The sequence below is a fragment of the Dyadobacter sp. CY345 genome (assembly GCF_021502725.1).
Lineage (GTDB): Bacteria > Bacteroidota > Bacteroidia > Cytophagales > Spirosomataceae > Dyadobacter.
Window position 1 is genome coordinate 47,704 of the sequence record NZ_JAKFFS010000007.1, and the last position, 22,265, is coordinate 69,968.

Here is a 22,265-nt window from a genome sequence, read left to right on the forward strand (position 1 = left end):
GTAAGCAGGAGAAAAATGAGAATTAGAATTATACACAAGCTAACATTATCAGCCACATTTTTTACACTGCTTTTGACGGGTGTAGAGACTAACGCACAGCGCTATCCGTCCCAGGAAGTCTTTGGCAAAAATCGTGTGCAATATAAAACCTTCAACTGGAAGATTTTCAGAACTACAAATTTTGAAATTTATCACTATCAGGGAGGAACCGCATTGGCCAAACTTACAGCGCAATATGCTGAAAGTGAGTTCGATAAAATTACAGATGTTTTGGGCTGGACGCCTTATAGCCGTGTGAAAATTTTCCTCTACAATTCCCCTCAGGAACTCGAACAGAGCAATATGGGATTGTCAAGCCTTGATAATCTTGAAGATAAAAAACTGGATCTCGGCCAGTCACGCGTCGAAGTGGCTTATACCGGAGACCAGATCGGATTTAAAAAGAAACTGGTAAAAGATATAAGTCTGCTGTTCGTATATGATATGTTGTACGGCGGTAATATGAAGGAAGCACTTCAAAGTTCTCTTCTTCTTACGCTTCCTGAATGGTTCATGACGGGTGCGGCGGCGTATATTTCGGAGGGCTGGTCGCCGGAGCTGAATGATTACATGCGTGATTTTTTGACAAATCGTAATGTTAGAAAACCAACTTTGCTGACTGGTAATGACGCGACATTAATTGGTCATTCGATCTGGAATTATATCGCGGAACGTTATGGAAAAGATAAGATTTCTGATATCCTTAACCTGACCAGAATTATTCGGACAGAACAGACCAGTATTACCAGCACACTGGGAGTTCCGTCATATAATCGGTTTTTGAGAGACTGGCGTGCGTATTATCTCAATCTAAATAAAAAAGCAGAACAATTTTACACGGATCCAAAACCTGCCTGGAAGTATAAACTTAATGAGTTAAGTGCCTCGGACGCCGGAGCCGCTGTAAAAGTTTCACCGGATAAAAAGTGGACTGCTGTTAGTGAAATAAAAAATGGGCGTTACCGCGTTTACTTATTCAACAGCGAATCCGGTTCTAAAAAAATAATCCGTCAGGGTAAGCTTGATATCATTGGGGGAAGAAATAAAACTCAGCCGCCACTTTTGGGTTGGTCGAGAAATAACACGCTGGCGGTGCTAGCTTCTGAGAATGGTCGTCAGAATTTCTATTTATACGAAAACCTTGACTCTAAAAAGATAAAAATCAAACTGCGACGGACAATCCGTGGACTGGATCAGATCAGCGACATGGATATTTCCACAGATGGGACTATGCTTGCAGTGAGTGCAGACAAAAACGGACAAAATGATTTGTTCCTGGTCAGTGTGGCGAGAATGTCATTGATCGGATTGACAAACGATTTATACGACGATGTTTCCCCAAGATTTGTTCAGGGCTCTGCAAGACGTGTGGTTTTTGCTTCAAATCGTCCTACGGATTCATTAGGCGTTGATAAAGGCAATTTCAAAACGCTTTCGGCTGGTTTATCAGTTTTTGAACATGATGGTTCACCGCGCTCCGGCCAGTTGTTAAGGTTGACACCAGCAGATCCTAAGGTGAAAGTTGCTCCAATTTATGCAGACGATAATGATGTTTTTTATCTGTCCAATGGAAAAGGGGTAAGTAATGTTTTCAAATATAACAGAGCGTCAAATACCAATTCGCAGGTAACGAATTATATTAACAGCATGCGTAATGCTGATATAACGTTGAAATCTGGCGGTGCTATTGCGTATACTTATTTGAATGACGGTTATTATACTGCGGCATTTAAAAATGGCTTTGATGCTAACGCCTCGATAGAAACGCCATCTTTGGTTAAAGGAGAGGTTGTAGGAGGTGAAACAGGAAAGCCTGGAAATGCTGTTATTCCAACGGATTCAGTCAAAGTACCAGCCAAAGTTGAAACGCCTAAAATGGCTTTGAAAGAGGGAGAGGTGGATACAGAAAACTATGAGTTTGATGAAGATGTATTAAAATCATTTGAAACCCGTCAGAAAAGAGGCACATTCCCAACTTCTCCAAATACACTAACAAGAACGAAGGCAACGCGTGAAAATATTGCGATAAAGGGTCCGTACAATTATAAAGGCTTGTTTATCAATAACGACGCTAGCTCTGATTGGCGGATAGACCCGATCCGTGGTTTTGGATACGCCCAATCTATTTCGATGAATGATCTTCTTGAAAATCATGTGATCAAAGCGGGTGTATTTATTTCTTCGAATTTCCGGAACAGTGATCTTTTCGCAGAATATTCTAATAATGTTCATCGAATTGATTTTGGTGTAAGGGTTGACAGAAAAGCATTATATATCGATTCGGAGGTTGCGCCGCAAAAATACCGTTTCAATCAGGTAATGGTTTCTGCTTCATACCCGTTCTCAACGACGAGTCGTTTTACTGTGGCACCGATGTTCACCTCAACGCGAATGGTTGATCTGATTCTTTCAAATCCTGATCTTAACTCAAATTATGGTGGTTTGAGAACTGAATTTGTTTTTGATAATACTATTAAGACTGGGATGAATATGATGCAGGGAACTCGTTTTAAAGTGCGTTATGACAATTATCTTGGATTATCAAACGGCAACGAAAGTTTCAACCGCGTCAGTCTGGACTTCAGACATTACCAAAAACTTCACCGCGACCTGATTTTTGCAACCCGCGTCGCCATGAGCCATTCAGGCGGGAAAGCTGCCAAACAGAGCATTTTGGGAGGTATGGAAAACTGGGTTGGAAACAAAAAAGATACACGTACGACGGGCATCAATCCTCTTGATTTCAGCAGAGACAACAGAGATATTTTCTTCACAGACTTTGCTACCAACTTACGCGGATTTAACCTGAATCGGTTGTCAGGTACAAGTTACATGTTACTTAATGCAGAACTTCGTATTCCTTTGATCAAGTATCTTTATCGGGGTTCTATTACATCAAGCACACTTCGGAATTTGCAGATTGTAGGATTTGGAGATATCGGCACAGCCTGGACTGGAAAAGGACCATTTAGTGAGAAGAATAGTTTAAATACAGAAATCATCGGTAGTGTTGAAGAGCCTTTCAAAGCGACGGTGACCAACTACAAGAATCCTTATTTGATGGGTTATGGTGCAGGTATCAGAACAACGATATTTGGTATCTACGCTAAATTCGATTATGCTTGGGGTGTTGATAATGGATATACCAATAAGGCAATTCCTTACGTAACTTTGGGATATGACTTTTAAGTGATGATTAAAAAACCAGAATGATATTAAATATAAAAATGGCACGGGAACTGTTCTCATGCCATTTTTTTTGTTCTATTCTAAATCTTTCTTTTCCACAATACTGATGATGACACGTTTCCAAAGCCGCTTTTTGTTTTCTCTACTATCGCTTTCAATTTTTATCATTCATAATGAAAAAGCTTATGCGCAAAGGGAAGTGATGTATGAGCAATACCTGCAAAATCCTATGGCGATTAATCCTGGATTTACAGGCGTCAGAGAAACGTTTAATATGACTGCCATGTTTCGCAGAAAGTGGTTCACAATACAAAACTCACCGTCAAGCCAGACTTTCGCAGCAGACGGCACTTTTGGTAATGGAAAATTTGGTGTAGGCTTTCAGGCAATGAATGACCAGACCAGTTTTTTTACAACCACCGCTTTTTCGGGTTCCTTTGCTTACCACCTTGGCCTCTCAGACCAATGGAAACTGGCCCTCGGCGGTCAGGGTGGCATAAATGTTTTACCAGTTTTTGATGTTGGTTCTTCATTCAATAGTACCAACAGGGCTCTTGGGAGTTTCGGGATTGGAGCCTGGCTGCATTCAGAAAATTTTTATTTGGGCGTATCGAAACCTGAGCTATTGTCTCAGGGATTTGGACAGCAACAAATCGCATTTTTTTATCGCAGGCCGTTGTACATTATGGTCGGTGGAAGTTATGGGCTTGGGGACGAGTTACTGCTTATCCCGAATGTACTTTTTGCTCAGGAGAAGAATTACAGACTAAGAGTTGACTTTGGAGGACGCGTTTGGTTTAATGAAAAAGTTGGTCTGGGAGCTACTTATCATGCAGGAGGAGGATCATCTTTTGGAGCTTCCAATATTAATTATTTACAATTATCTGCCGAAGTAATGGTTGGCAGGAATGTAAGGCTTGGATATTTTTATAGCACTAAACAAGTTGAACAACTTAACCTGGTTACAACCGGGCCAAAGGGAATTCATGAGTTAATGCTGAAGTTTGTTCCTAACCCGAATGGCTTCCAGAAGTATTGAAATAAACCAACGGCGAATATCTCTGAACATGTTTAGTAAAAAGGAGATTTTTTGCGTTTTGTTTACATAAGTCTCGTAACTTTGTCCGGTAAATGAAATAATCACATTTGTGATGGATAAATACACATATATAGCAAATTCCGACGCCGCTTACATAGAGGAATTATACAATTCCTATAAGCAAGATCCAACCTCCGTAGACGAAGGTTGGCAGAAATTTTTTGAAGGGTTTGATTTTTATCAGAAATACCCTGCCAACGGCAATGGACATGCCAATGGTGCCAGTAATGGAAAGGAGGTAGCATCTGCCGGCAAGGTGGACGCAGCTCAGATCCGAAAGGAAATGGAGGTGGTTCACTTAATCCGTGGATATCGTTCAAGAGGACATTTGCTGGCTACAACCAACCCGATCCAGAAGAGAATAGACCGCAAGCCACAGTTGGAACTTAGCGATTTTAGTCTTAGACAAGAGGATCTTGATTCAGTATTTGAAGCTGGTACCGAAGTTTTCGGTCGCCCTGCTACTTTGCGAGAAATTATTGATTCCCTGAAAAAGATCTATTCAGGCAATATAGGATTTGAATATCTCTACATCCGTGACCGCGAACAAAAAAGCTGGTTACGTAAGAAAATTGAGAAAGAAGCATTAAACATGTCTTTTTCGATAGATGAGAAAAAACATATTCTTTCGAAATTGAACGAAGCTGTTGTTTTCGAAAATTTCCTTCATACCAAATATCTTGGACAGAAACGTTTTTCGCTTGAAGGCGGAGAAACGACAATTCCTGCCCTTGACGCAATGATTAACAAAGCTGCGGAAATGGGTGTGGTTGAGGTGATGATTGGTATGGCGCACAGAGGCCGTTTGAACGTGCTGGCTAACGTCATGCAAAAAACTTACGGACAGATCTTCAACGAATTCGAAGGTAATTTACCTGACCAGGTTTGGGGAGATGGTGACGTGAAATACCACATGGGTTATGCAAGCCAGATCACTGCCGAAAATGGAAGTCAGGTTCATCTGAAACTGGCTCCAAACCCGTCACACCTTGAAGCTGTGAACCCGGTTGTCGAAGGATTTATCCGGGCACGTGCCGATGGTATGTATGAATCTGATTATGACCGTGTACTTCCAGTGATTATTCATGGAGATGCAGCGGTAGCGGGTCAGGGAATCGTGTACGAGGTAACGCAGATGTCTGGTTTGAATGGATATTACACAGGTGGAACTATCCATTTTGTTATCAATAACCAGGTTGGATTTACAACGGATTTCATTGACGCGCGTTCAAGTATTTATTGTACGGATGTTGCGAAAATCGTTGATGCACCTGTTCTTCACGTGAATGGTGATGATCCTGAAGCTGTTGTTTTCTGTATGCGACTTGCTGTTGAATATCGTCAGAAATTCAATAAAGATATTTTCATTGACATGGTTTGTTACCGTCGTCATGGACATAATGAGGCTGACGAGCCTAAGTTTACGCAGCCGGTTCTTTATAAGTCAATTGAGAACCACCAAAACCCACGCGAGATCTACCAAAAGACACTTGCAGAACGGGGTGACGTGGATGCTCAGCTGGCGGCCAATATGGATAAAGAATTCAAAACTTTGCTTCAGGAACGTCTTGATATGGTTAAACAAAAGGCATTGCCTTACGTTTTGCCAAAACTTGAACAGGAATGGCATAGTTTGAGAAAGTCAACGCCGGTTGATTTTGAGAAATCTCCTGAGACAGGTGTTTCTCTGGAGGTGATTGAGAAAATTGGAAAAGCGCTTATTAACACGCCGGAAGGCTTCCAACGCCTGAAACAAATTGACAAACTTTTGAAAGATCGTGAACAAATGATCTTTGAGAAGAAGGAAGTAAACTGGGCAACGGCCGAATTACTTGCTTACGGTTCAATTTTGGCAGAAGGAAATATTGTTCGTTTAAGTGGTCAGGATGTTCAGCGCGGGACGTTTTCCCACCGTCATGCTGTTTTGCATGATGTTGAAAATAACGATTCTTACAGTAATTTAGAGCATATCCAGGAAGGCCAGGGACCTTTCATGATTTATAACTCGCTGCTTTCTGAGTATGCAGTATTAGGTTTTGAATTTGGTTATTCCATGGCAAACCCAAATGCACTGGTTATTTGGGAAGCCCAATTTGGTGATTTTGCCAACGGGGCTCAGGTTATCATCGATCAGTTTATTTCATCTAGCGAGACAAAATGGGATCGTTGGACTGGTCTTGTTATGCTTCTTCCGCACGGTTATGAAGGACAAGGACCTGAACATTCGAATGCTCGTCCTGAACGTTATTTACAGCTTTCGGCAGATCACAATATGATCGTTGCCAATGTTACGACACCAGCGAACTTCTTCCACTTGCTTCGTCGTCAATTGAAATTCCCATTCCGTAAGCCTCTGATCGTAATGTCACCAAAGTCGATGTTAAGACATCCGCTTTGCGTTTCTCCAATTTCAGATCTTACAGAAGGATCATTCAAAGAGACAATCGGCGATTCGTTTGTAGACCCTAAAAAGGTAACCAAGGTGCTGTTATGTACAGGAAAGCTGTATTATGAATTGTTTGAAAAGCAGCAAAAAGATAAACGTGATGATGTAGCAATTATCCGTTTGGAACAAATGCATCCTTTCCCGCAAAAACAAATTGACGAACATCTTGCACTTTATGAAAATGCGAAAGTATTTTGGGTGCAGGAAGAGCCTTTTAACATGGGTGGCTGGACTTTCATGCTTCGTATGTACAATGGCAGCAAACCATTGGAAGTAATTGCCCGTCGTTCAAGTGCGTCGCCATCGACAGGATTCGCGAAAATCCATGCGCAGGAACAGGCTGAAATTATTCGCAGGGCATTTGAATAGGTATTCAACTGGTTATTTAAGACATAATTCGTTCATCATATTGCTGATAAAATGGCTGAAATTGAGATAAAAGTACCGCCGGTAGGCGAGTCCATAACTGAGGTTACGATAGGAAACTGGTTCAAGAATGATGGGGATTTTGTGAAATTGGATGAGGTAATTTGCGGATTGGATTCTGATAAAGCAACATTTGAGCTGACCGCCGAGTCAGAAGGTGTTTTGCATATTAAAGCGCAGGAAGGTGATACATTAAGTATTGGCGATTTGATTGCTACGATCGATGCATCCGGTAATGGCGCAGTTGCATCTGCACCGGCTGCTGAGAAAGCTCCTGCACCCGTCGCTGCACCTGCACCGGCTGCTGCTCCCGCTCCTGAAAAGGCGGAGGAAAAAGCACCTGCTGCGGCACCAGCGGCAACAGGTGAAGTTTACGAAATGAAAGTTCCGGCCGTTGGTGAATCGATCACTGAGGTAACAATTGCTTCATGGAGCAAAAAAGATGGAGATCATGTTGAATTAGACGAAATTCTATGTGAGCTCGAATCAGACAAAGCGACCTTCGAACTTCCATCGGAAGCTGTTGGAACTCTAAGAATTGTCGGTCAGGAGGGTGATACGCTGGCTATCGGTGCGGTTATCTGTAAAATTGAAGTTGGCGCTTCGACAGGCGGTGCAGCTGCACCTTCTTCGGCTCCTGCTCCGGCTGCCGAATCAGATAAAGGTTATACAGAGAAACATACTTCACCTGTTGCAGCTAAGATTTTGGCTGAAAAAGGAATCGACCCTAAGGATGTGAACGGTTCTGGTTCAGGTGGAAAAATAATGAAAGATGATGCTTTGAAAGCTGGCGCGAAACCTGCACCAGCTCCTGCTCCGGCAGCAAAACCGGCGACCCCGTCAGCTCCAGCGAAAGCGGCAGCTCCTGGCGAGCGAGGTCAGCGTCGTGAAAAAATGTCTTCACTTCGTAAGACGATTGCGAGACGTCTGGTTGCAGTTAAGAGCGAAACTGCCATGCTTACTACTTTCAACGAAGTGGATATGAAGCCGGTAATGGATCTTCGTAACAAATTCAAAGATAAGTTTAAAGAAAAACATGAAGTCGGTTTAGGCTTTATGTCATTCTTCGTAAAAGCAGTAACTGTTGCTTTAAAAGACTTCCCGGTTGTTAACGCATATATTGACGGCGAGGAATTGGTTTACAATGACTACGCTGATATTTCTATCGCGGTTTCAACACCTCGCGGTTTGGTAGTTCCTGTGATCAGAAATGCAGAAGATCTTTCTTTCTCAGCGATTGAGAAGGAGATCGTTCGTTTGGCTGTCCGTGCACGTGATGGAAAGTTAGGTATGGACGAAATGACCGGAGGAACTTTCACAATTACAAACGGAGGAACTTTTGGTTCAATGCTTTCAACTCCAATCATCAACGCACCGCAATCGGCAATTATGGGAATGCATAATATTGTTGAACGCGCTGTGGTGGTAAACGGTGAAATTGTAATCCGTCCGATTATGTATCTTGCGCTTTCGTATGATCACCGTACAATTGACGGAAAAGATTCAGTAAGCTTCCTGGTGCGGGTAAAACAATTACTTGAAGATCCAATGAGACTTTTGCTGGATATGTAATCCAGAAAATAATGACAGCAAAAAGACCTCGAAGATTTTCTTTGAGGTCTTTTTGTGTTTTATTAAGAGTCTATAGATAAATTATGTCACCCTTTCAGGGTTTAACCTAAAACTTCATCCATTTTCTATAATACTATCATCCTTTCAGGATTAGTAAGTCGCAGAGAAATAGACTTTATCCCTTTGTTCGGAAGTTACTTTGCCTACTAATTTGCTAACTCAATTTCGGATTATCCTTATGCCGATCCTTGTCCCGCTCAGTCTTTTTTGCAAGATTTTTCTCAAAAGCTTCTGTCAAATTGATTCCGGTCTGGTTGGCAAGACATATCAAAACCCAAAGTACATCCGCCATTTCATCACCGAGATCTTTATCCATATCAGACTTTTTGAAGGACTGATCTCCGTAGGTTCTGGACATAATTCGTGCAACTTCTCCAACTTCCTCCGTTAAAATCGCCATATTCGTCAGCTCCGAAAAATAGCGTACGCCGTATGTTTTTATCCAGTTGTCTACCTGCTGTTGTGCTTCCTCGATTGTCATTTTAGTTAATAATTATATTCAAATCTTTGTAAACAATCCATAGCGCTCTTTAAGCTCAAACTACGATTCTTAGCGTTGTTGATATTCCAATGATAACAAACAAAGTCTCCCAAACGAGTATTGTAATTTGGACCGACTTTTGCATTATCATTGGTAGGAAGTATGTCTTCTTTTATTTTCCTTTTTTTTGATTTTTTTATGATACCCATCAAGGTTGACTTCGGATCATTTTCCAATTCTGGAAGTATAGGGAAATTTGCCTGTGATACTCCGGAAAATAATGAAAACCCTTCAATATCAGCCAATAACCAAGACTCTACTTCTCTAACGGCAATTCTAAAAATTAAATATTGTTCATGAACTTTTTTAGGCAACCAATCTTCAATCAGTTTTATTGGACAATCAATATTATCTAAATCGGTTAATATAATAAAGGGGGAAAATTTGGATGCATTATTAAATCCTTTAATATTTGACTTAATATAACCAAAGCCATTGGCAGGGTATGATTGGCTAATTGAATATTTATTTCCAAAAAAACTTAACATACGTGTTAGAACATACTCACTAAGTTCATCCTCAAAGACAATTGTAACGGGAATCGTCATCAAAAAGCAATGGTTAATTGATTGATATTTTTTGGCTTGGTTCTTGGCAAAATCGCAAATCCAGGTGTCATACCACCATCCATCATTGCTTTTATCTCAGGTATACTTGAAGCAGTTTTAGCGATAGTTCCTTCTGGCGATAATTCGAGCAAAATAATTTCATCTAGTGAAATACCCTTGTCGTTAAGTAAGTCTGTACTGTGTGAGGTAACAATTATTTGTCTTTTTTTTGGCTTTTGAAGCTTGTATATAATTGAAGGTATTTTTGCTACAATTGCTCCATTTAAAGAAAGTTCTGGCTCTTCCAGTAATAAAAGACTGTCTCCTTCTTGTAAAGACCAAAGTAAACCAATCAATCTAAGTGTTCCATCTGAAAACTGATCCTCCTGTTGTTTACCAGCTTTTGGTCTCCAATGCTCATATACAGCTTCTAAATGTGGATGACCATTTTCTTCGGTATAATAGAACTCTTTAAACTGTGGAACAGCAATTTTCAATGCTAGTTCAATTTTTTTTAACCATGCCTTCCTAGTTCTATCATTAACTTTTGATACTCTTTCAAGAAATCCCTTCCCAAAAGGATCGTCTGATAAGTCAGGTCCTGTAAAGGATTGAGGATACTTTAAAAGCTGAGGTACTAAATGAAGGTAAATTGTACTTTCCAAAAATTTATTTATGTCTCTAAATTCTTTATTGGCGTTAATTTGCTCTAAATGAGTCTGACTAAGCCTCTCTTCGTCATTTTTATCATCTTTATCTGGTCGGTTTAAGATTAATTTGTTACCCTTCCACACTTTTTCATAAGTCAAATACGGCAACCGATAGCCGCGAGTCTCTTGCTTAATACCAACCGCATACTTCCATATAATTTCTTCTGATGAAAATTCCGACATATGAATCTCTATTTCAACGTCTGGGAAGTTTCTCGCAGCAAGGCATCTTATTTTTGTTATACCACCTCTATCTGTTACAGCTTTTTGCAACCCACCACCTGGTTTTGCGATATCCCTTAAAAACCTAAATACGTCAAGCAGATTGGACTTCCCTGATGCATTGGGTCCCACGATAAAAGCACGATCTCTCAAAGGAACATTAAGCTCTTTGAAGTTTTTCCAATTTTTTAATATTAATCTTGAAATAATCATTTGTTCATTTATATCACGTCGGCCAGATACATTATACCAATTTTTAACTTAGGTCGCAAATTTTAATCATTATATTCTGTTTTTTGAATCAATTACAATTGTTACCGGGCCATCGTTAAGCAAAGCCACTTTCATATCCGCGCCAAAGATTCCGCACTGAATTGGGCTGCCAAGTTCTTGTCCTAAAAACTCAATCATCTGCTCATACAAAGGAATGGCAATTTCCGGCCTTGCCGCCTCGATAAATGAAGGCCGGTTTCCTTTTTTTGTACTTGCATGTAACGTAAACTGGCTGATTAAAAGAATATTTCCATGGACTGTTTTCAGGTCAAGATTCATTTTGCCTTCTTCATCGCTAAATATTCTCATTCCAATTATTTTCTTGCCCAGCCATTCGATATCTTCCCGGGTGTCGCTGTGGGTGATACCCAATAATACCATAAAGCCGGTATCAATTTTACCTTCAACTTTTCCTTCAATAGTAACCGAAGCTTCACTTACCCGCTGAATAACTGCAATCATGAATATTATAAAAATTATTATCAGGAATTTTCCTGTCAGTGATCAAAATTTAAGGCTGGCAAAATAACAATAAATCGTACAGGATCACGCGCCAGTAATTTTTATTTCATTCTTGTAAAACGCAGGAAATTATCCTGAGCATATTGAATCGTTTTGATTAGCGTTGTATATTGTAGAAAGAACTTGAATAAAATTTTACAAATGATCGTATCGGAGCAATCGAAAACAGATAAACCAGCCATAAAAGAGGAGAGAATCTCGGTATTTGATATTTTCAAAATCGGCGTTGGACCATCAAGTTCTCACACACTTGGTCCTTGGCGGGCGGCGCAGCAATTTGTAAAACTGATACAGGAGAATAATAATTTGACAAAGATCAGTGCTGTAAAGATTTTTCTGTTTGGGTCTTTGGCGAAGACCGGTGTTGGGCATGGAACTGACTTGGCGGTGCAATTGGGATTAAGCGGCTTCGACCCTGTTACGATGGATACGAAACAAATTGAAAGTGTAAAATCAAGTATCATCGAGAAGAATATCCTGTTATTGAATGGTGAAAAAGAGATCATCTTCAATCCCAAAAATGATATAAAATTTCAAATGCAGGAATCCCTGCCTTTCCACCCCAACGCACTCACTTTCGTCGCGGAGACTGATAACGGTGAGACCATCAATGAGACTTATTATTCGGTTGGAGGTGGTTTTGTAATAAAAGAAGAAGACAAAGACGAAAAAATTCCTTCGTGCGTCAAATTACCTTTTCCGGTAGACCACGCTTCCGATTTGCTTGCCTGGCATATGTCGACCGGGATGAAGATTTCAGATATTATTTATGAGAATGAAAAGGTTTGGCGAAGCGAGTTGGAGATTGCAGATCAACTGCTGAATATCTGGAAAGTAATGAGGGAAAGTATTTTTGAAGGATGTCATAAAGAGGGGATTCTCTCAGGTGGTTTAAATGTAAAACGACGCGCCGCGGCGCTCAATAAAAAACTTTTAAATGGGGCAAGTTATTCCAATTACGAAGAATGGATTGCAGCAATTCGTGTGGGCGGCAGCGGCTTCAAGTACACGCTGGATTGGTTGAGCTGTTTTGCTTTGGCAGTCAACGAAGAAAACGCTTCGTTCAGCCGGGTTGTAACTGCACCGACAAATGGATCGGCAGGTGTGATACCGGCGGTCTTACAATATCATCTTATTTTCTGCCATGATTCCGAAGAAGACATTATAAAATTTTTGCTGACGGCAAGTGAAGTCGGGTGCATATTCAAAAAAGGCGCGACTATTTCTGCTGCCATGGGTGGCTGTCAGGCAGAAATTGGTGTTTCGTCGGCAATGGCTGCTGCCGGCCTTACAGAGGTTTCTGGCGGGACAGTCGAGCAGTGTCTGATGGCAGCTGAAATTGCCATGGAACATCATTTAGGTATGACATGCGACCCCGTCGGCGGACTGGTTCAGATTCCTTGTATTGAACGAAACACAATGGGAGCAATCAAAGCTATTACAGCTTCTCAACTGGCCATGCAGAGTAATCCGGAAAATGCGAAAGTATCTCTTGATAATGTTGTCAAAACAATGTGGGAAACTGCGCTCGATATGAATTTCCGATACAAGGAAACATCCGAAGGCGGACTGGCTGTGAATATTCCAATCAGTTTGAGTGAATGTTAGGCGGATTCATTTTACAAATGCAGAAGCAAATGCGCCAATCCAAAATAAACGCCATAACCGATCAGGTCATTTGCTGTGGTAATAAAAGGGCCTGATGCAACCGCCGGATTTATCCCGATTCTGTCCAAAACAATGGGTGTTACAGTCCCGGTAAAAGAAGCCAGGAAGACTACAGATAACAAAGCGGAAGATACCACTAATGCCAGTTGTAATTCATTTCCAATCAATAAGTTAAATCCAAATACAATTCCGCTGATGATAAGTCCGTTGATCGAAGCCACGGCAAACATACGTATCAGCCTGCTCCATACACTGATGTTCAAACCGGTTTTATCAGCAATGCTTTGCAAAATAATAGAAGATGTCTGAATTCCCACATTTCCGCCAGTCGATCCGATAATTGGAATAAAGGCTGCCATGGCAGGGATAATTTTCAGGTCACCTTCGAAAAAACTGATAAATTTTGCAGCAAGGATTCCGCCCATCATACCAACCAGAAGCCATGGAAGACGCGCCCGGGTTTGCTGCAAAATAGTATCATCTTCCTCAACATCTCCGGTGATACCGGCCATTGCCAGCGTATCAGAATTAGCCTGTTCAGTAATTACATCAATCACGTCATCAATCGTAATCCTTCCTAAAAGTTTTCCCTGGACATTCACAACCGGTAGAGCATCAAGGTCATAACGCTGCATCAGTTCAGCAACCTCCTCAGCCGGGCGATAGGTTTCAACGAAAATTACATCTTTATCATAAAGCCGCTCAACCTTGGTATCCTTGTTGGCCAGCACTATTTTTTTCAAAGAAAGTATCCCAAGCAGTATGCCATTGTCGTCAATTACGTAAACCGCATATACCTTTTCAACATCTTCCGCCTGTTTCCGAAGTTCTTCAATACACTGATTTACATTCCAGTTTACATTGGCTTTTACCAATTCTTTCTGCATCAAACCACCCGCAACATCCTCGTCATAATGCAGCAAATCAAGAATGAACCGCGCTTGTTCTCTGTCTTCAAGTAAGGCAATCACCTCTTCCCTGACACGGATAGGCTGCTCATTCAGCAAATCCACGGCATCATCCGAATCGAAAAGATTGACGTATTTTGATATCTCTTCTGACGTAAAAGCTTTCAAAAACTCTCGTCTTTCACTTTGATCCAGCGCAGCCAGGATCTCGGCACCCAAAGCAGTATCAAGCTGATTGATCAGATACCGGGCGTCAGAAGTTTCCAATTCATACAATAAGCCAGTGATATCCGCAGGATAAAGTTCGGCCATACTCGTACGAATGACTTCCGAATTCTCTGCAAGGATTAATTCCTGTACTTGTTCAACGTATTCTTTGGTTAACTCAAAATTCATAAATCTATGCTGGCAAAAGGGGTATTACAATAGGAAATGTGACGACGGATATTTACGACGGTAATAGAAAAAACGATTTAAGCATTGTCCAAGTTGGCAGACTTGATGACGCTTTCCGCCAGATTAGTTAATTCAACAAATTCAGCGACGCCGAGCTGTTCGGCTCGTTTTGTTAAAAGAGGGTTTTCCGGCATTTCACAAACCGGTTTCAAAGCATTTCTCAATGTTTTTCTCCGTTGATTGAAAGCCGTTTTTACAACTCTGAAAAATAATTTTTGATCACAAGCAAGCGACTTTGTATCATTTCTACTCAACCGAATCACGCCTGACTGAACTTTTGGAGGTGGATCAAAAGCACCCGGCGGAACCGTTACCAGATACGTGATGTCATAAAACGCCTGCAAAAGCACACTTAATATTCCATAATCTTTGTTTCCGGGAGGCGAGGCGATACGTTGTGCGACTTCCTTTTGCAGCATGCAAACAACCTCAGGAACGCGGTCGGGCATTTCAAGTACTTTAAAAAATATCTGCGAAGATATGTTGTATGGAAAGTTACCAATGATCGCAAAAGGCTCGGGGAAAACTTCGGAGGTATTGTATTTTAGAAAATCTCCTTCAATAATCCGGGGCGTCAATTCTTCATAATGCTTTTTCAAATAGACGACCGACTCGGTATCTATTTCAATTACAAAAGTGCTGAATGTTGGTTTTTGCAATAAATATTGCGTCAATACACCCATACCCGGCCCAATTTCTAATACCTTATCATATCCGCCATGACCAGTCAGACCGTCAACGATCTTGTTGGCGATATTCATGTCTTTAAGAAAATGTTGTCCCAAATGTTTTTTGGCACGAACTTTCGAATCGTTCTGATTTTTATAATTTATTTTCACGGATCAAATTTACGTCTTAATTCGTAGATTTATCGAATAAAGAATAGGAAGTAATCTTAAAAATACGGTTTCCGTCAAACTATGGAAATGATATCGTCGCTGACTGACTGGCAGTCAATACACACCACACTACAACACCTGAATCTAATTGGGGTAACTTTCACGCCTGATTTTATCATTCGTGCGATTAGTCCTTATGCAATAAAAAAAACCGGATGGCTGGAATCTGATTTGATCGGAGAAAGTATTTTTGACAGGTTGGTCCCAAAGGATGAGGAGGATGAGATAAGTCAGATGCTGCAAGAGGGCATTGAGGGGAAACGCAAACTTGAACAGCGGGAAGTGCCATTTTTAGCGCAAAAAGGTACTTTGAGGACTTTTTCCATAAATTCCGTTCTGATCCAAAATGACGACGACAAGGTTTTATACATCACGCTGGTAGGTGATGATATTACCCGAAAGCGTCGTATGGAATCTTCCATAACCAAGTCAAATGCGCAGCTTCAGGATTTGGTAGATAACACCAGCGACTTGATACAGCTGGTGGCGTTGGATGGAAAATTTATATTTGTAAACAAGGCCTGGCGTGAAGTATTGGGTTACCGGCTGGATGAAACTGCTTCTATGCGCATGCAGGATATTCTTCATCCGCAGCACATGGAGGAAGCTATCGCACAGCTCGATCTGATCCGTGAAGGAAAAGCAAATCCAAATTTTGAAACCGTCTTTCTGAGTAAGGAAGGCAAAAAAGTTTTCGTGGCCGGAAGTGTTGTATGCCGATTTGACAATGGAAAGCCAACTGCATTTCGTTGTATATTAAACGATTATACAGAAAAGATCCGTGCTGAAAAAGCCCAGAGTTTATATTACAGTATAGCAAACTGGACAGTCAATACCCAAAACCTGGAAGATTTTTACCATAAAATTCATGAGGAATTAGGGAAGATTATCGACGTCAAAAACTTCTTTATTGCGCTTTACGATCAGAGCAAAAGCTATCTTTATTTCCCTTACTATATCGATGAATATTTCAAAGGAAATGTTCGCTTTACCAGACGCCGTCTGGGAAACGGAGTGACTGAATATGCGATTGCTTCAAATAAACCACTTTTTTTACATGATTCTGATATTGAAAGACTGGCGAAGACAAATAGTCTTCACCTTTATGGGGTAACTCCAAAATTGCTTCTTTGTGTGCCGTTGCGGATTGGCGACAGAGTCACGGGAATTATTGGTGTCAAGTCATATGACGATCAGAATATGTTTGATGCGCGTGATCTGGAATTACTCGAATTTATTTCCGGCCAGGTCGCATTGGCTATTGCCAGAAAACAAAGTGAGGAAGAATTAAGTAAATATGCCGCTCGTCTGAACGCCATTTTTGACAGCAGTTCGCATTTGATCTGGTCTGTAAATAAGAGTTTGCAGTTAACGTCTTTCAATTTGAACTATGCTGACCTAATTGAAAATCAGGTAGGTATACGTCCTACTTTGCAGGTTGGTGCAGAGAAATTTGGCTGGCGCATGGTGGGGCAAAAAAATAGAAAAACGCTGGATACAAAATACCGTCAGGCTCTCCGTGGTGAGCCTCAATATTTTGAATTTAAAATTGATAAAAAAGACGGCGGCGAGATGTGGCTGGAATTTTATCTGAATCCAATTCAGTATTCTAATGGGGAAATCGAAGAAGTTTCGGGCATTGCAAGAGATATCACACGTCGGAAAGAGGCAGAGCTTTCACTCCGCCATAGTGAGGAATTATTCCGTGGAATTTTTGAGAACTTGCAGGATATTTATTGCCGGATCGATCGTCAGGGACGCATTTCTATGATCAGTCAGTCTGTTTTCAAGCGAATGGGGTATACGCCAGACGAAGTAATCGGACATGAAATAACAGAATTCTTTAAAGACAGAAAGAAAATCCATTCTGCACTGATACGTCTGCGGAAGACAAAAAGTCTCAGAAATTTCGAGATCAGCCTGAACCGGAAAGACGGAACTGAAAGGCAGTTCATGGTCAATATGCTGATGTTTACCAATGATAAAGGAAAAGCGATTGAAGTGGCGGTTCTTGCCCGTGATATTACAGAGCTGAAACGCAATGAGCAGGAATTGTTAAAGGCCAAGGAACACGCAGAACATTCGCTGAAAGTTAAAGAAGGTTTCCTTGCAAATATGAGTCATGAGATCAGAACGCCGATGAATGGTGTGATTGGTATGATAGATCTGCTTGGCGAGACACAATTGAATACCGAGCAGCGCGATTACGTTTTCACGATCAAGCGGTCGTCTGAAACTTTGCTAGATATCCTAAACGATATTCTCGATCTTTCAAAAATTGAGGCGGGCAAAATGGTGCTTCATGAATCGCCGCTGGCACTGGATGAATTACTTGTAAAACTGGTTTCTCTTTTTGGGCAAACGGCGAAAAATAAGGGCAATGAATTAACCTACCACATCGCAGCTGACCTTCCGCAATTCATCATTGCAGATCAGACGAGATTACTGCAAATTCTGTCAAATCTCACATCCAATGCATTGAAATTCACTGAAAAAGGAGCAGTCAAAATCTTCTTATCCCTTGCCAAAAAAGATGGGAAAACGTATAAAATAAAAGTTGAAGTGCAGGATTCCGGCATTGGTATCAGTGCAATTGACAAGCAGATTTTGTTTACATCCTTTACCCAGCTAGACAATTCGTCGCGCAAATCTTTTGGAGGAACCGGGCTGGGACTGGCTATTTCTAAACAACTTTGTGAGTTAATGAATGGTGAAATTGGCGTGGAATCTACCATAGGCGAGGGGAGCACATTCTGGTTTACATTTGAAACGAAAAGTACTTCTATTGCACAGGTAAGTTCGAGCAGTCAGATGGAAGAGGTGCCGATCGAAAATGTATTTTCGGAATTCCATCCGGTGATTTTGCTCGTTGATGATAACGCGGTCAACAGAAAAGTTGCGAATGAAATCCTGAAAAAATCAGGTTGTCAGGTGGATCTGGCGGACAGCGGGTTCGTTGCGATTGATAAGGTTGAAAACAAACTTAAAACCAAAGGCGAGTACTACGATATTATTTTCATGGACATCCAGATGCCGGATATGGATGGCGTTGAAACGACGCAGGAATTGAAAAAGCGTTTTCCAGAACTGACTTCTCCGATCGTGGCGATGACTGCTTATTCAATGAAGGAAGACAGGGATCGTTTTTTAAGCCAGGGAATGGACGATTATATCGCCAAGCCGATTCGTGCGCAGCATTTGATCTGGAAAGTAAAAGAGCTGATCGGTAATGTGGAAGGACGCAAGCTGGAAATGAAACAAAAGGAAATTGCCCAGGAAATTTCATTTCCGATTTTAGATAAGGAAATAATTGACCAGCTAAAAGCCATCGGCGGCGCAGATTTGGTCTTCTCGGTTTTTGAAGATTTTGTAATGGAGTCCAACGAACTCGTTGAGGGAGCAGTGACGGCATTCGCAGCTGGTGACATTGCCACAGTTAAAAGCAATTTGCATACGTTAAAAGGAAGCGCGGGAACGGTCGGTGTTTCTCAGGTAGCTGAGATTGCAAAGGATGCAGAGTGGAGATTAAAATCGGACGATACAAGTACATTGTCCGAAGCACTTCCACAGCTTCAACGCGCATATCGCAAGTTTCTGGATCATTATGAAGAATTATTGAACGATTGGATGAAATAATTTTATAGGGGAAGTCATGTAAACGATCGGTAAAAACGGGTGTTCTGTCGATTATGGCCAGTTTTAATTTAAAGCACTTAAACCTTATTCAAGAAAGGGCTTCTAACCCTGTATAAACCTTGAAAAGGAAACCATGAAACGAATTACACCACTCCTTTTGCTGATCATTTGCATGGCATTGCCAGGCTACGTTCAAGCACAAACAGCACAAATTATCGGAACTGTAATTGACAGTACCAGTAAATCGCCTGTCGTAGGTGCCTATGTCGCTGTGACCAAAACGGCGCCGGATGCCAAGCCCGAATATGTAACAACCGACGTAAACGGAAAATTTGCGATAACAGTTAATCAGGAATCTTACCGCGTAAAGGTCTCTTATTTGAGTTATAATGATTCAGAAAGAACGATCGATGTAGTCGGAAATATTCAGGATGCCGGCACATTTTTGCTGACTGAGGCTGTGTCAACTTTGAAGGAAGTGAAGGTGGTCGGTGCTGTGACTCCGATGGAACAAAAAGGAGATACCACCCAGTTTAATGCCGCAGCTTTCAAAACTAATCCCGATGCTACCACGGAAGATCTGATCCAGAAAATGCCTGGCATTACGGTAACGAATGGAACTGTAACGGCGCATGGAGAAACTGTTAACCGGGTTTTGGTAGATGGAAAACCGTTTTTCGGCGAAGATGCAGCGCTTACCTTAAAATCACTTCCTGCTGAAATTGTTGATAAAATTGAAGTTTTTGATAAATTAAGTGATCAGGCTCAGTTCACGGGATTTGATGATGGAAGCGGACAAAAAACGATCAACATTGTTACGAAATCTAACAGAAAAGTTGGGCAGTTTGGGAAAGTATTTGCTGGGTATGGTTTGGATAATCGTTATCAGGCAGGAGGAAATGTTAGTTTTTTTAACAAAAATCAACGTATCTCGGTTATTGGGCTGACAAACAATATTAACCAGCAAAATTTTTCGAGTCAGGATCTGTTAGGTGTGTCCGGGAATAGTGGCGGTGGTGGAAACAGAGGCGGCGGTGGCAGCGGCGGAGCTGCTGGTAATTTCTTAGTAGGCCAACAAAGCGGTTTGACGGGAACAAATTCATTCGGACTTAACTATGCCAACAAGTTTGGTGAAAAAGTGGAAGTGACCGGGAGTTATTTCTTTAACAGAACCAGCAACAATAATTTCCAGACTACGAACGAAGATTACTACGGTAGACAGTTATATAAAGAAACAAATAACTCGGGTAGTACAAATATCAATCACCGTCTGAATTTCAGAGTTGAATATGCGATGGATAAAAAGAACATGTTGATCTTTACGCCTCGGTTGAGCTTTCAAAATAACCAGTCAGCCACTTTGAAAAATGGATTGACAAATCTGGGAGATGGTACGCCGCTGAACAGCACGGACATCGACAGATCAAGCGCAAATGACGGTTACAATTTTACAAATGACCTGTTGTTCCGTCATTCCTTTGATAAAAAAGGACGTACACTTTCCTTCAATTTTAACACGCAGATCAACGATAAAAACGGAACTGGTAATTTGTATTCTAAAAATCAGTATTTCACAAATCTTGAAATGCCGGGCGATACGATTGATCAGCGCAGTTACACATCATCCAACGCTGTTGTTCTAGGTGGAAATTTTGTTTACACCGAACCGATTAGCAGTACCGGACAATTGCAATTCAATTATGGACTGACAGTAAGTAACAGTAATTCGGACAAAGAAACGTACAACAATACGCTTCTGGATGCAAATGCATATACACAGCTGGATACATTACTTTCGAACAGTTTTGATAACCGATATACAACTAATCGCGCTGGGCTTAGTTACCGTTATCGCAAAAATAACTGGTCTGCCAATTTAGGGATGGATTTTCAAAACACGGGTTTATATAGTGAACAATTGTCGCCGGTAATGGGGAAAGTTGATCAGAGTTTTACCAACTTTTTACCAAACGCGATGATCACTTATCGCTCAAAAGAGGGAACTCAATTTCGTACTTTCTTCCGCAGTTCAACAAACCAACCGTTCATTTCTCAGTTGCAAAATGTGGTAGACAACAGTAACCCGTTATCGTTGACAGCTGGTAATCCCAATTTGAAACAGGAGTATAGAAGTAATTTAAACATGCGGTACTCGATCGCTGGTGCAAACAGACCATTTAGTTTGAATGCCATGATTTTTCTGACGCAAACCAATAACGCGATTGTAAATTCCACATTCATTGCACCGGAATTGACAACATTATCAAATGGAATTGTTTTGGAACAAGGAGCAAAGCTGACAGCCCCAATCAACGTGGACGGTAGCTGGAACGCAAGAGCACTGCTTACTTATGGAAAACCGGTTTCCAAAATTAAAATGAATGTAAATTTGACCTCCGGTTTCAACTACGTTCGTTCGCCTGGGATGATCAACAATATTGCCAACTATTCAAATACTTATGCATATAGTCACGGCTTGGTTTTGAGCAGCAACGTAAGCGAAAACCTGGATTTTACGGCTTCATACTCTGGAAACTACAATGTGGTAAGAAATTCAATTCAGCCGAATTTGAACAACAATTATTACACAAGCTCGATCAGTGCCCGGGTTAACTGGATTTTTGGAAAAGGCTTTGTAGTTTCGTCAGATGTCAACAACCAATCTTATCGTGGATTGGGTGCAGGATTTAATCAGAACTTTACACTTTGGAATGCCAGTGTTGGTAAGAAATTCCTCAAAAACAATGCAGGTGAGTTGAAACTTACCGTGTTCGATATTCTGAAACAGAATAACAGCATCGCACGTAACGTTACTGAAACCTTCGTGCAGGATGTAACAAGCCAGGTGTTGACACAATATGCGATGCTTACCTTCACATATACACTAAGAAATTTCGGTAAAGCACCGGCCAATAACAATTCAGAGAGACGTCGTGAGTTTGACGGAATGGGTGGCGGAAGAACAGGTGGTGGAGGACAGGGAAGTTTTTAAGAAGGCTGATATTGCAAGTTAGCAGGCAGAAATTTTGAAGCGTTTATATTGCGATGAAC

Annotated in this window: 13 protein-coding genes; 7 read left to right on the top strand and 6 right to left on the bottom strand. The window is 41.2% G+C overall.

Annotated elements, in window-relative coordinates; all coding sequences use genetic code 11:
- Nucleotides 1-15 precede the first annotated feature (15 nt).
- From L0657_RS25525 to odhB, 4 genes are all read left to right on the top strand, one after another.
- Complete coding sequence (locus L0657_RS25525) at nucleotides 16-3,228, top strand: hypothetical protein (RefSeq protein ID WP_235153618.1); 3,213 nt, start codon at nucleotides 16-18, stop codon at nucleotides 3,226-3,228.
- Between the two features lie 106 nt (nucleotides 3,229-3,334).
- On the top strand, nucleotides 3,335-4,267 hold the full coding sequence (locus tag L0657_RS25530) for a PorP/SprF family type IX secretion system membrane protein (RefSeq protein ID WP_235153619.1): 933 nt from the start codon (nucleotides 3,335-3,337) through the stop codon (nucleotides 4,265-4,267).
- 112 nt (nucleotides 4,268-4,379) lie between these two features.
- Nucleotides 4,380-7,142: a 2-oxoglutarate dehydrogenase E1 component gene (locus L0657_RS25535; RefSeq protein WP_235153620.1), complete on the top strand. Its 2,763-nt coding sequence runs from the start codon at nucleotides 4,380-4,382 to the stop codon at nucleotides 7,140-7,142.
- Between the two features lie 51 nt (nucleotides 7,143-7,193).
- On the top strand, nucleotides 7,194-8,771 hold the full coding sequence (gene odhB / locus L0657_RS25540) for a 2-oxoglutarate dehydrogenase complex dihydrolipoyllysine-residue succinyltransferase (protein WP_235153621.1): 1,578 nt from the start codon (nucleotides 7,194-7,196) through the stop codon (nucleotides 8,769-8,771).
- 214 nt (nucleotides 8,772-8,985) lie between these two features.
- Here the strand turns inward: odhB and L0657_RS25545 are convergent, their stop codons facing one another.
- From L0657_RS25545 to dtd, 4 genes are all read right to left on the bottom strand, one after another.
- Nucleotides 8,986-9,312: a nucleotide pyrophosphohydrolase gene (locus tag L0657_RS25545; protein WP_235153622.1), complete on the bottom strand. Its 327-nt coding sequence runs from the start codon at nucleotides 9,310-9,312 to the stop codon at nucleotides 8,986-8,988.
- Between the two features lie 5 nt (nucleotides 9,313-9,317).
- The gene (locus L0657_RS25550) at nucleotides 9,318-9,920 is read right to left on the bottom strand and encodes a DUF4276 family protein (protein ID WP_235153623.1); all 603 of its coding nucleotides are present in this window, start codon (nucleotides 9,918-9,920) and stop codon (nucleotides 9,318-9,320) included.
- Nucleotides 9,920-11,065: an AAA family ATPase gene (locus L0657_RS25555; RefSeq protein ID WP_235153624.1), complete on the bottom strand. Its 1,146-nt coding sequence runs from the start codon at nucleotides 11,063-11,065 to the stop codon at nucleotides 9,920-9,922. Before L0657_RS25555 ends, L0657_RS25550 begins: the two co-directional genes overlap by 1 nt.
- 69 nt (nucleotides 11,066-11,134) lie before the next feature.
- Nucleotides 11,135-11,587: a D-aminoacyl-tRNA deacylase gene (dtd, locus tag L0657_RS25560; RefSeq protein WP_235153625.1), complete on the bottom strand. Its 453-nt coding sequence runs from the start codon at nucleotides 11,585-11,587 to the stop codon at nucleotides 11,135-11,137.
- A 201-nt stretch (nucleotides 11,588-11,788) separates the two neighbouring features.
- On the opposite strand from dtd, the gene L0657_RS25565 reads away from it, so the two are divergent.
- Complete coding sequence (locus L0657_RS25565; RefSeq protein ID WP_235153626.1) at nucleotides 11,789-13,255, top strand: L-serine ammonia-lyase; 1,467 nt, start codon at nucleotides 11,789-11,791, stop codon at nucleotides 13,253-13,255.
- 11 nt (nucleotides 13,256-13,266) lie between these two features.
- On the opposite strand, the gene mgtE is transcribed toward L0657_RS25565, so the two are convergent.
- Both mgtE and rsmA read right to left on the bottom strand, forming a co-directional pair.
- Nucleotides 13,267-14,619, bottom strand: coding sequence for a magnesium transporter (mgtE, locus tag L0657_RS25570; protein ID WP_235153627.1), 1,353 nt, complete (start codon nucleotides 14,617-14,619; stop codon nucleotides 13,267-13,269).
- Between the two features lie 77 nt (nucleotides 14,620-14,696).
- On the bottom strand, nucleotides 14,697-15,512 hold the full coding sequence (rsmA, locus tag L0657_RS25575; protein WP_235153951.1) for a 16S rRNA (adenine(1518)-N(6)/adenine(1519)-N(6))-dimethyltransferase RsmA: 816 nt from the start codon (nucleotides 15,510-15,512) through the stop codon (nucleotides 14,697-14,699).
- Nucleotides 15,513-15,599: 87 nt separating this feature from the next.
- Here rsmA and L0657_RS25580 point away from each other — a divergent pair, with 87 nt between their 5' ends.
- The gene (locus tag L0657_RS25580; RefSeq protein WP_235153628.1) at nucleotides 15,600-19,214 is read left to right on the top strand and encodes a PAS domain S-box protein; all 3,615 of its coding nucleotides are present in this window, start codon (nucleotides 15,600-15,602) and stop codon (nucleotides 19,212-19,214) included.
- Between the two features lie 133 nt (nucleotides 19,215-19,347).
- Complete coding sequence (locus L0657_RS25585; protein ID WP_235153629.1) at nucleotides 19,348-22,206, top strand: outer membrane beta-barrel protein; 2,859 nt, start codon at nucleotides 19,348-19,350, stop codon at nucleotides 22,204-22,206.
- The last annotated feature ends 59 nt before the right edge of the window (nucleotides 22,207-22,265 follow it).

Coding starts and splice junctions, on each gene's coding strand:
- L0657_RS25565 (WP_235153626.1), top strand. CDS start 11,789: ATGATCGTATCGGAGCAATCGAAAACAGATAAACCAGCCATAAAAGAG.
- L0657_RS25585 (WP_235153629.1), top strand. CDS start 19,348: ATGAAACGAATTACACCACTCCTTTTGCTGATCATTTGCATGGCATTG.
- L0657_RS25535 (WP_235153620.1), top strand. CDS start 4,380: ATGGATAAATACACATATATAGCAAATTCCGACGCCGCTTACATAGAG.
- odhB (WP_235153621.1), top strand. CDS start 7,194: ATGGCTGAAATTGAGATAAAAGTACCGCCGGTAGGCGAGTCCATAACT.
- mgtE (WP_235153627.1), bottom strand. CDS start 14,619: ATGAATTTTGAGTTAACCAAAGAATACGTTGAACAAGTACAGGAATTA.
- L0657_RS25530 (WP_235153619.1), top strand. CDS start 3,335: ATGATGACACGTTTCCAAAGCCGCTTTTTGTTTTCTCTACTATCGCTT.
- dtd (WP_235153625.1), bottom strand. CDS start 11,587: ATGATTGCAGTTATTCAGCGGGTAAGTGAAGCTTCGGTTACTATTGAA.
- L0657_RS25555 (WP_235153624.1), bottom strand. CDS start 11,065: ATGATTATTTCAAGATTAATATTAAAAAATTGGAAAAACTTCAAAGAG.
- L0657_RS25580 (WP_235153628.1), top strand. CDS start 15,600: ATGGAAATGATATCGTCGCTGACTGACTGGCAGTCAATACACACCACA.
- L0657_RS25550 (WP_235153623.1), bottom strand. CDS start 9,920: ATGACGATTCCCGTTACAATTGTCTTTGAGGATGAACTTAGTGAGTAT.
- L0657_RS25525 (WP_235153618.1), top strand. CDS start 16: ATGAGAATTAGAATTATACACAAGCTAACATTATCAGCCACATTTTTT.
- L0657_RS25545 (WP_235153622.1), bottom strand. CDS start 9,312: ATGACAATCGAGGAAGCACAACAGCAGGTAGACAACTGGATAAAAACA.